Origin of the sequence: Streptomyces sp. NPDC060027, from assembly GCF_042737005.1 — a bacterium.
GTDB lineage: Bacteria > Actinomycetota > Actinomycetes > Streptomycetales > Streptomycetaceae > Streptomyces.
Genome location: NZ_JBHWVI010000355.1, coordinates 1 through 5,872, shown reverse-complemented (window position 1 = coordinate 5,872; position 5,872 = coordinate 1). Strand labels below are relative to the sequence as shown.

4 protein-coding genes and 1 pseudogene are annotated in these 5,872 nt (G+C 69.1%); 3 read left to right on the top strand and 2 right to left on the bottom strand.

Going from position 1 to position 5,872, the window contains the following annotated elements:
- The first annotated feature begins 173 nt into the window (after positions 1-173).
- Together ACFWBT_RS41340 and ACFWBT_RS41335 are read left to right on the top strand one after the other, a co-directional pair.
- Positions 174-524 carry a VOC family protein gene (locus ACFWBT_RS41340; protein WP_385709494.1) on the top strand — a complete coding sequence of 117 codons (351 nt, stop codon included), beginning with the start codon at positions 174-176 and terminating at the stop codon, positions 522-524.
- Positions 525-641: 117 nt separating this feature from the next.
- Positions 642-1,034, top strand: a complete 393-nt coding sequence (locus ACFWBT_RS41335) for a MarR family winged helix-turn-helix transcriptional regulator (RefSeq protein WP_385709491.1) — start codon at positions 642-644, stop codon at positions 1,032-1,034.
- A gap of 306 nt (positions 1,035-1,340) precedes the next feature.
- Here ACFWBT_RS41335 and ACFWBT_RS41330 read toward each other — a convergent pair whose 3' ends face one another.
- Together ACFWBT_RS41330 and ACFWBT_RS41325 are read right to left on the bottom strand one after the other, a co-directional pair.
- Complete coding sequence (locus ACFWBT_RS41330) at positions 1,341-1,757, bottom strand: SseB family protein (protein ID WP_385709488.1); 417 nt, start codon at positions 1,755-1,757, stop codon at positions 1,341-1,343.
- 439 nt (positions 1,758-2,196) lie between these two features.
- On the bottom strand, positions 2,197-5,166 hold the full coding sequence (locus ACFWBT_RS41325; protein WP_385709485.1) for a carbohydrate binding domain-containing protein: 2,970 nt from the start codon (positions 5,164-5,166) through the stop codon (positions 2,197-2,199).
- 380 nt (positions 5,167-5,546) lie between these two features.
- On the opposite strand from ACFWBT_RS41325, the pseudogene ACFWBT_RS41320 reads away from it, so the two are divergent.
- A pseudogene (locus ACFWBT_RS41320) lies at positions 5,547-5,872 on the top strand (permease); the annotation flags it as partial.

Below are 5,872 nucleotides of genomic sequence, written 5' to 3'. Positions count from 1 at the left end.
GCAGGGCCCCGGGGCCGAACCCTCCGGGGCCCTGCCGCGCTCCGGGGCGGGCGCACCGGTCAGGATTCGAGAAGCCACACCCGCCTCCCCCGGCTTAGCGTGAACGCACCGTCGGAACGCCGACGGCACGACAGTCGGCCGACACGGCCACCACGCATCACGGAGGAGTCGCCATGACCGCCGGGCTCAAGACCATCATCTATCCCGTCAAGGACCTCGCACAGACAAAGGCCCTGTTCAGCGCGCTGCTGGGCGTGGAGCCGTATGTGGACGAGCCGTACTACGTCGGCTTCAAGGACGCGGGCCAGGATGTCGGCCTGGACCCGAGCGGCCACTCCAAGGGCCTGACCGGTCCGGTCCCCTTCTGGCACGTCGACGACATCAAGGAGCGGCTGTCGGCCCTGCTCGACGCGGGCGCCGAGACCCTCCAGGAGATCCAGGACGTGGGAAACGGCAGGCTGATCGCGTCGGTCAAGGACGCGGACGGCAACCTCGTCGGGCTGATCCAGGACCCCGCCGCCTAGGGACGGCCGACCGACCGGCTGCGTCCGCATCCCACCCCTTGCCGACGGCCGGCGATGGGATGCGGGCGCACTAGTTGCACACTCAACTAGTGGCCGGATCTCTGTTACCGTTCAGTTATGGCAACGAAGACGCCCAGTGCCCGCCTGGAGGACCAGTGGCGGGACATCCTCTCGGTGCACGCACGCACGATGTGCGAGATCGACCGCGTGCTGCATCCGCACGGCCTCGGAGCCAGTGACTTCGAGGTCCTGGACATCCTCGCCTCGGGCACGGTCTCGGAGCCGGGCGAGCAGTGCCGGGTACAGAACATCGCGGGCGGGGTCCATCTGAGCCAGAGCGCGCTGTCCCGGCTCATCGGCCGCCTGGAGAAGGACGGCCTGGTGGAACGCACCGTCTGCCAGGAGGACCGTCGCGGAGTATGGGTCGCCCTCACCCCGAAGGGCCGCGACCTGCACGCCGAGGTGCTCCCCCTGCAGCGGTCGGTGCTCGCCCGCATGCTGAACGACTGACCGCCTCCCGGATTGCGAGCGCGGGGGTGGCGTTCGGCTGCGCGGACCTCGGGTGAGGCGTTGAGCGACCGCCCGGTCGCGGGAATTGCCGGGACGGCGGCGCACTTCAGGATGCGTCCGCGAGCAGCGACACCCGACGCCCTGCCCCGCCTCGGCCGCGCCCGGGGCGGCTGCCACGGACATGGCTGTGGCGGCTCGTCGTACGGGGGCAGCCGTCGGCGGAGAGAGGGGCGGGGCGGAAGCGTGAGCAGCCGCGGGGCGGGGCTCGGAAGAGTGGGCCGCCGCGGGGCGGCGCTGCCGTCAGCCCTACGGCCGGACCAGCAGCGTGCGCACACCCTCGGAAGTGAGGGTCAGTCCGTGCGGTGAGTTGGCGTCGATCGTGAGGGCCAGATCGTCCGACGGCCACTGGGAGGCGAGCGCGCCGAGCGGCACGAGACGGTAGCGGGAGACGGACGGGAGGAGCCCGGCCATCTCCTGCTCGGAGGTGAACACCGGAACCACCTGTTCGCCGCCGGGCTGCTCCAGGACGGGCAGAGCGACGGCCGTGGGATCGGCGACGTCCGCGTCGGTGGCGTCGTCCGGCACGGGCACCAGCACATCGCTGCCGGCCAGCGTGTCCAGCGCCGCGGGGTCCTGCGTGTTCTCGGCGAGGGTGTTCAGTGCCTCCTGGGCGGGGGTCGCCGCTGCTGCGGTGGGGTGGTGGTTGTTCAAGGGCGTGTCCATGGCAGATCCCGGGGTAGTGGCGGGCGGGCGGCCACCCGGGCCGGTCTCGCTCCCGGGCGCATCGACCGACGCGTACCCAACGCACACCACGCCATTCATCCTGGTCCCTTCTCCTCCGACGCAGGGAGCCGATACCCCCTTGTCCGGCCCGGGGCGGGAAGCGGCGATCCGTTGTCCCCCACCCGGGACCGGAAGCGGCGATCCGTTGTCCGGCCGGGGCCGGGAGCGGCGATCACGGGCCGTGCTCGGGGCCGGGAGCTGCGATCCGTTGTCCAGCCGGGGCCGGGAGTAGCGATCACGGTGTCGTGCTCGGGTGCGGGAGCCGCGAACCGCTGTCGTGGTCGGGCGTGAGGCGCCCGGCGTGACCGCGGTGATCGCCGCTACCGCACCTGCGCACCGGGCGCGGGTCATTCGAGGCAAGCGCTGTGCGAGGCGGCGGCTACTTCAGGTACGGGCCGGCCGCTCCGATCTTGCCGGGCCCGTTCAGCACATACACCCGCAGGTTTCCCGTCCCGGGTGCGGCCACCGACAGCGTGCCGTTCGACACGGCCTTCACGTCACCGGTGACGGCGTCCGTGTACGTGCCGTTGGGGATGCCGGTGTACGTCGCGGCGCCGGTGACCGTGACGAGCGCGAAGCTGTCGGTGGAGCCACTGGTGTAGCGGCGCTTGAAGGCCATCGAGCCGCTGATGCCGTCCGTCGAGTACTGGCCCGACTGCAGGGCCGGGATCGCCCGGCGGATCTGGTTGAGCCGCTGGAGGTGCTTGACCAGCGGCTGTGCGAGGGTCGTCGCGACCTCGCCGCTCGCGGAGTCGACCTTGCCGAAGTCGGAGGCCGTGACGCTGCCCGCGAGATGGCCGCCGTAGTACGCGCGCCCGGTGGTCGCCAGCGGGCAGGTCGGCCCGCAGTCGATCTGCTTGCCCTTCTGGAACTCGATCTCCGATCCGTAGTACAGCGTGGGAATGCCGCGGAAGGTCCACATCAGCGCCATGTTCTCGGCCCAGGCGTCGGTGCCGCCGCTGTAGCGGGTGCTCGACTTGTTCGGGCCGTAGTCGTGGCTGTCGACGTAGACGACGTTGTACGTGGCGTCGTTGACGGAGTCGTCGGAGTCCTTGCCGTTGCTGTAGGCGTTCTGCGCGTCGCCGAAGTTCATGTGCATGCGCATGTCGATGATGTTCATGCCGGAGAACTGGCTGCGGTCCGGTGTGTGGTAACTGTTCCCGCTGAGGAAGGCGTTGGCGGAGGTGGGCTGGTTGCCGGTGCCGAGCTGTTCCTCGTAGTTGTACTGCTCGATCGCTGCCGTCACGTCGTCCGCGCTGTACTCCTTGCGTTCCTTCCAGGTGAAGAACTGCGCGGAGTGGTTCACCGAGCCGCGGTTCCACTTGTCGTTGACGAAGGCGCCCACCTCGCCGAAGACGAAGAAGTTCTTCGCCGCCTCGGTGCCGAACCGCTGGGTGACCCGGTCGTAGATGGCGGGCAGGAAGCGGCGGTTCCAGGTGACGCGCGGAATGTGGACGGCGGTGTCGACGCGGAACCCGTCGACGCCCATGTCGATGTACTTGTCGTACGCGCCGATCAAGTAGTTCTGGACGGTGGCGTTCTCGGTGTTGAAGTCGGCGAGGTCCTCGTGCAGCCAGCACGAACGGGAGTCCTCGCCCTCCCAGTTGCCGATCCAGCACTGGTGGTAGTACGCCTTCGGGAACATGCCCGAAGTCGGGCTTGGCCACTGGCAGTTGTATACGGTGTAGCCCTCGGCGCTCTTTCCTCCGGTGGGCTTGCCCCAGTTGAGGCAGGTGTTGCCGGACGGTTCGGCGGTCGACCACAGGTCACCGTTGTAGTACGACTTCCCCGACTTGGGCTCGACGGTCAGGCCGTCGTACTCGAAGCCCTCGTTCCTCTCGTCGTAGTACCAGCTCCACTGGGAGTCCCGCACGCCGTAGACGGTCGGGGTGAACAGGCCCTTGGCGCCCCAGCGGGAGCTGTGGTTGTAGACGACGTCCTGGTAGATCTTCATGCCCTTGGCGTGGGCCGCGTTGATCAGGTCCTGGTAGGAGGCTCCGGCGGACTCCAGGCGCGGGTCGACCTTGTAGAAGTCGTAGCCGTGATAGCCGTGGAAGTCGTAGTCCGAGCGGTTGAGGACGACCGGGGTGATCCAGACCGCCGAGAACCCGAGCGCCTTGATGTAGTCGAGTTTGCCGACGAGACCCTTGAAGTCGCCGCGGAACATGGGGTCGTTGTTGGCCGCGTTGCCCGACTTGACGTCCTGGCTGCCGCCGCGGTTGTTGGAGCTGTCGCCGTCGTAGAAGCGGGCGGTGAGGACGAAGTAGATCGGGTCCTTGCGCGGGTCGGTGCCGAGTGGCGTCCCCGAGGCCGGGGCGGGGGCCTTCTCCCCGGTCGTGACGGTGGCCGCGGCGGAGGCGGGCGAGGTGTTCCCGGCCGCGTCGACCGCCTTGACCGTATAGGTGTACTCGGTCTTCTCCTCCAGTCCCGTGTCGGAGTACACCGTCGAGCCGACGTCGGTGACGACGGTTCCCTTCGTGCCGCCGGTGCGGGTGAGCTGGTACTTCGTCACGGCGGTGTCGTCGGTCGCCGGGTCCCAGCTCACCACCACCGAGGTGTTGGTGGCGGTCGCCGTGACCTTCGTGGGGGTGGTCGGTGCCTCGGTGTCGGGCTCTTCGGCGGCGCACGGGTCCTTGGCGTCGGCGGTCACGGACCGGTCCTTCACCGTCGTGGTGCCGGCCGGGATCGCGTAGTCGGTGCCGTTGTTGTTGTCCCAGACGCCGTTGCCGTTGTTGAAGGCCGCCTTGAGCGAGGTCGCCGTACCGATGTCGAGGGTCTTCTTCCACCAGCCGGTGCAGGCGGTCTCCATGCCGACGCCGGGGGCCGTCGTCCAGGAGCCGCCCGTGGGCGCGTAGTGGAGGTTGGCCGTGGTCCAGCCGAAGGTGGCGGTCGAGTAGAACACGGTGGCCTGGTGGCCGCTGCCCGTGCCGGTGTCGGCGCACGGGTCGCTGTGGGCGATCACGCCGTCCTTGACGGTGATGGTGCCGGTGCCCAGCGCGTAGTTGCTGCCACCGTTGTTGTCCCAGGTGCCGCTTCCGTTGTTGAAGGTGGCCTGCAGTCCGGCGGCCGAGCCGAGGTCGACGGTCTTCTTCACCCAGTCCGTGCAGGCCGCCTCCATCTGGACGCCGGGCACGGTGGTCCAGGAACCGCCGTCGGGGGCGTAGTGCAGGTAGGTGGTCGGCCAGTTCTTGGTCTTCGTGTAGTAGAAGACGGTCGCCGTCGTGGAGGTGGCGGCCGTGCTCTCCATGGGGACGGCCTTCGTGTCCGGCGGGGTCAGTCCGAACAGTCCGGTCACCGCCAAGAGCGCCATGAGCACTCTCCATGGCGGGCGTTGGCGTCTGCGGCTCATGGGGGCGGCTCCAATGCGGGTGCGGGGAAGGGGAGTTGTCTTGCAAGAAGAACCGGCAAGTTCCTGAAAGCCCCTGCGGCCGGGAAGCTACAGGTACATGACAGCGACGTAAAGAGATCTCGCAACGACCGGAACGCGGAGCGAAATCGGACCAGGAATGGTGGTCGTCGCCCCGAGCGCGCAGCGAGGACAACCGGCCGCTCACGACCGCCGAGGGGCGTGAGTCGCCGCCGCTCGGTCTTGCGCAGGTCAAGATTCGCCCGGGCGAAGGCAATCCCGGAGACACGCGGTGAGAAGCTGTGGCCGAACCGGCGTATTCAAGGCGGAGGGGCATCAGCAGCCCGAGCCCGAGCCCTTCCCCGACCGGAGGTACCGCAAGCGTGACCATGACCAAGGCAGCCCCGCCACCGGTTCACCGGCCGAACGGGGACGACGGCCGGGGCCGGCCGGGCGGAGGCGACCGCCAGGGCCGACAGGGCTGGAACCTCAGCTCCCCGCTCGCCCTGACGATGCTCCTGCTGCTGGTCATCGCGTCACAGGGCCCGATCCGCGGGGCGCTGTCCACACCGGTGATGCAGAGCTGGATGACCGTGTTCGTCGCGGTGGTGGTCCAGGCGCTGCCCTTCCTCGTGCTCGGTGTGCTGCTGTCGGCGGTCATCGCGGTGTTCGTGCCGCCGTCGTTCTTCGCCCGCGCGCTGCCCCGGCG

Bases quoted from the DNA above. Each gene is read 5' to 3' on its own strand.
- ACFWBT_RS41340 (WP_385709494.1), top strand. From the start codon at position 174: ATGACCGCCGGGCTCAAGACCATCATCTATCCCGTCAAGGACCTCGCA.
- ACFWBT_RS41335 (WP_385709491.1), top strand. From the start codon at position 642: ATGGCAACGAAGACGCCCAGTGCCCGCCTGGAGGACCAGTGGCGGGAC.
- ACFWBT_RS41330 (WP_385709488.1), bottom strand. From the start codon at position 1,757: ATGGACACGCCCTTGAACAACCACCACCCCACCGCAGCAGCGGCGACC.
- ACFWBT_RS41325 (WP_385709485.1), bottom strand. From the start codon at position 5,166: ATGAGCCGCAGACGCCAACGCCCGCCATGGAGAGTGCTCATGGCGCTC.